4 protein-coding genes are annotated in these 3102 nt (G+C 58.8%); all 4 read right to left on the minus strand.

The features are described from left to right. Nucleotides 1-52: 52 nt before the first annotated feature. The 4 genes from C8J33_RS26615 to tnpA all read right to left on the minus strand — a co-directional run bounded on the left by C8J33_RS26615 (nucleotide 53) and on the right by tnpA (nucleotide 3020). On the minus strand, nucleotides 53-529 hold the full coding sequence (locus C8J33_RS26615; RefSeq protein WP_245419597.1) for a UPF0149 family protein: 477 nt from the start codon (nucleotides 527-529) through the stop codon (nucleotides 53-55). 71 nt (nucleotides 530-600) lie between these two features. Then, the gene (tnpC, locus tag C8J33_RS26620) at nucleotides 601-2151 is read right to left on the minus strand and encodes an IS66 family transposase (RefSeq protein WP_132443228.1); all 1551 of its coding nucleotides are present in this window, start codon (nucleotides 2149-2151) and stop codon (nucleotides 601-603) included. Between the two features lie 48 nt (nucleotides 2152-2199). Continuing rightward, nucleotides 2200-2556 carry an IS66 family insertion sequence element accessory protein TnpB gene (tnpB, locus tag C8J33_RS26625; RefSeq protein WP_110803301.1) on the minus strand — a complete coding sequence of 119 codons (357 nt, stop codon included), beginning with the start codon at nucleotides 2554-2556 and terminating at the stop codon, nucleotides 2200-2202. Next, complete coding sequence (gene tnpA / locus C8J33_RS26630; RefSeq protein WP_132443227.1) at nucleotides 2553-3020, minus strand: IS66-like element accessory protein TnpA; 468 nt, start codon at nucleotides 3018-3020, stop codon at nucleotides 2553-2555. The genes tnpB and tnpA overlap by 4 nt, the downstream gene beginning before the upstream one ends. Between the last annotated feature and the right edge of the window lie 82 nt (nucleotides 3021-3102).

The following is a 3102-nucleotide window of genomic DNA, read 5'->3' on the forward strand; positions in this document are numbered from 1 at the left end:
GTGAGCGCGACGAACACGCCACGTTGTGGCAGAGGCCAGTTTGTGTTCCTGACTACTGGCGGACGGCGCGGGTGACAGCATAGAGCTGGGTGACGGCTGCTCGAATATGGAGATGACCGGTCGCTCGGACTTTTCGTTTTTCTTGCGGTGACAGTCGGAACAGCATTTTGGCGAGGTGCGGATTGACGGCCATGATCGGGGTGATGATGGGCTTTGGTGTCGCCAGCAGGATCGGTGCCCATGCCTCGCCACCCAGTCCCAGTCCCAGGGCAAAGCCGATCGCCCAGGCGTCGACGATCGTCTTGCCCTTGTCCTGCATGAAGATCGGATAATAGTCGCCCGGGGCATGTGCGAGGAGATGGTCCACTTCGTCATGCCGATTGAGAACGGTATTGACGAGACGTTCTTCGATCGAGCCAGGCTTGGTTTGGGGTACGGTTCCGCCGAAGACGTTCGGCAGCCAGACTGCTGGCGCCACCGGCACGGGGCCAGCGACGATCGCCGCGACCAAGCCATCGATCGCGCTCATTCCCACATAGTCGTTATGTCCGTCGCCGCGCAGACGTTCATCGAGCTCGTCATAGGAGACACATGGCCGTTTCATGCTGCTTGCCTGGTCTGCTCGGGCGACCAATTCCAAGGGAGCAGTGTATCGAGGTGGTTGATCGTCGTCTGACCGGATACGATGCGCTCCAGGACGTCAGCGAGCCAAGTCTGCGGATCCAGCCCGTTCAACTTAGCCGAATTGATCAGCGACGCCAGGATGGCAAAGGTCTCGCCACCTCGGGCGTTGCCGACGAACATCGAATTCTTTCTTGTAAGGGCAACGGACTTCATCGAACGTTCGACTATGTTGCTATCGACTTCGATCGTTCCATCGTCGAGGAAGGCCGTGAGGCCGGTCCAGTGCGTGAGCGTATAGTTGATGGCCTTGGCGAGGGCCGACTGGGTCGAGATATCGCCCTTCAGGTCGAGCAGGCGGGCCTTCAGTGACCTCATGATCGCAAGCGATGTTGACTGCCGCGCCTGGCGGCGCTCTTCAGCGCTCTGCCCTCGGATCTGCTGTTCGATCAGATAGACCTGCGCCATGATCGATACAATCTCCAGGGCATCCGATGAGCCGGTCAGCTTGACGACATCCACGAACTTGCGTCGAGCGTGAGCTAGGCAGAATGCCAGCCGCAATGGATGCGCATTGCTTTTGCCACGCCGTTTGGCAAGGGTTTTGTATGCCGCATATCCATCCACCTGAAGGACGCCATCGAAAGATGCCAACTGGCGTTCGGCCTCGCGGGCACTGCGGCTCTCGGAAAAGATATAACCAATGGCAGGGGGTGCCGGACCATTCCAGGGGCGATCATCCACGGCATGCGCCCATAGCTGACAGACCTTGGTTCGTTTACGCCCCGGATCGAGGCGTGGGAGGCGCGTTTCGTCGCAGAAGACCCTGGGCTGCGATCGAATGAAGGCAAGAAGCCTGGCATAGAGGGGCTCCAGCCACCATGCCACGCGTTCAACCCAGGACCCGAGTGTTCCTCGATCCAGCACGATCCCGTGACCTGCAAAGATCTGGGTTTGCCGATAGAGTGGCAGGTGCCATGCAAACTTGGATGTCACGATATGCGCTGCGAGCGCCGTCGTCGCCATTCCGCCATCCATGAAGCGTGCCGGCGCTGGCGCCTGGGTGATCCCGTCTGTGCAGGCCCGGCAGGCATAGCGGGGGCGAATGGTCCGCTTTACCCGCAGGATGGCGGGAACGATATCGAGCGCTTCGGTGGTTGTTTCTCCGACGCGGTGCAGGTCGCCCGCGCAGCACGAGCATGTCTTGCTCTCCGGCTCGATGACAACCTCATAGCGCGGGAGATGCTTGGGGAGCGCACCCATATTGCGCCCTGCAGATCGCCGTGGCGTTGGAAGATGATTTTGTGGGCGATCATCGTTGGCCGCGGTCGGAACATCCGAGAGGTCACCGAGATCCAGACTGGTTTGCGTCGGATTGATCGTCGCAAGCTTCTCCGACCGAGCCCCATGGATCAGGCGCTTGAGATAGTCTATCTCGGCTTTAAGATCAGCGTTCTCTGCATCGAGAGCATGAACCGTTCGGCTCAAATGCTCGATATTCTGCAGAAGTTGATCTTGGCTCAATGACATACTGAAGATTACCATGATCCGGAAAATCTTCAAGCAATTACAATCACATCACGCCACTTTCGTCGGCTTTCTGACATGCTTGCAATCGATCCTTGTCCAATCCAGCCCGGCGATCAGCAGGCCAAATTGCTCGGCCGACATCGTCATCGCACCGTTCTTAATCGGGGGCCAAACGAACTTGCCCGCCTCCAACCACTTCGTCGCCAGAATCATTCCGGATCCATCCCAATAAATGTAACGCAGGCGATCGAGACGCTTGGCGCGGAACACGAACACGTCACCACAATAGGGATCTGCCGCAAGGGCTGACGCCACCAAAGCCACCAGGCCATTCATGCCGCGCCGGAAATCGACAGGTTGCGTCGCCACCATGATCTTCACGCCAACAGCAGAAACTCCGATCACCGACGGCCTCGAAGCGCCGCCAACATCGCCTGTGCCAACTCGGGCGCCACCGAGCCCATCACGGTCATGCGCGCGCCGTCGATCTGGATCTCAATTCTACCTGCAGCAGCGCTCGCGATATCGAATGTCGCTCGCTGCGAGGCATGGTCGCCAACCACCGTCACCGGCACGAACGCTGGCTCCTGAACGGAGGCCTTGACTGCCCTTCGCCCCGTCAACCCGGCCTCTCGACGCCAGACATTCAGCAAGCCACGATTGACGCCAAAACGCCGGGCAACAGCCGAAATGTTCACATCTGGATCTGCAGTCTCATCGACAATCCGCGCCTTCTCCTCGTCAGTCCAATCCCGCCGCTTGCGCCGACCGGTGATCACCTCGATCCGACGGTATTTTCCTTCATGCCTGGCCTCATGCATGCCTTCATCCATGTCTCCAAGCATGGCATTAGCGTCTTCTCCAACCATTCCGTTCCGCTCCTGTCGATGAAGGAGCATATCAAGCGGCCAAAATCACAAAAGAAAAGGTGGGATGTTCATCGCGCTCACG

Source organism: Rhizobium sp. PP-CC-3G-465 (assembly GCF_004343445.1).
GTDB lineage: Bacteria > Pseudomonadota > Alphaproteobacteria > Rhizobiales > Rhizobiaceae > Ferranicluibacter > Ferranicluibacter rubi.

Coding starts and splice junctions, on each gene's coding strand:
- C8J33_RS26615 (WP_245419597.1), bottom strand. CDS start 529: ATGAGCGCGATCGATGGCTTGGTCGCGGCGATCGTCGCTGGCCCCGTG.
- tnpA (WP_132443227.1), bottom strand. CDS start 3,020: ATGGTTGGAGAAGACGCTAATGCCATGCTTGGAGACATGGATGAAGGC.
- tnpC (WP_132443228.1), bottom strand. CDS start 2,151: ATGTCATTGAGCCAAGATCAACTTCTGCAGAATATCGAGCATTTGAGC.